This window comes from Microbacterium sp. (assembly GCF_031988965.1).
GTDB lineage: Bacteria > Actinomycetota > Actinomycetes > Actinomycetales > Microbacteriaceae > Microbacterium.
Map to the genome: position 1 here is coordinate 1 of NZ_DALZXX010000152.1, position 392 is coordinate 392.

The window sequence follows — 392 nt, forward strand, 5'->3', positions numbered from 1 at the left end:
TCCGGCCGCGTGCGCGACCTCGGCCACCAGGAGGGCCTCCCTGCAGCTGCCGCCGGGCCTCGATGACGCGTCGGTTGAAGTCCTGGAGCACATCGCGCACGTCGGCTTCGCGGCCGAGCAGGTCGAGCTGGTCGTCGAGCTCGCGGTCCTCGGTGCGCAGCAGGATCGCCGGCGGGCCGAGGCCGGTGAGGTTCTCCTGCTGGATCTTGCGTCGGATCCACCAGTCCGGGTCGTGATGCGTGCCGAGTCCTTCCAGGGGCTTGCCCGCACCCGGCAGATCGTCGAAGTCGCCCCGGCGGATCGCGACCTGGATCGCGGTCTCGATGAACGCGGCCTGATCGACGGCCGCAGCGAACCCGGAAGCCGCTCCGACGGCCTCCTCGGCATCGCCC

General features: G+C 71.7%; 1 protein-coding gene. It reads right to left on the reverse strand.

The window, feature by feature from the left end; genetic code table 11:
• Positions 1 to 392 (reverse strand): DUF1992 domain-containing protein (locus RTM68_RS16075; RefSeq protein WP_312172832.1); only part of this gene is annotated, 392 nt, incomplete at both ends.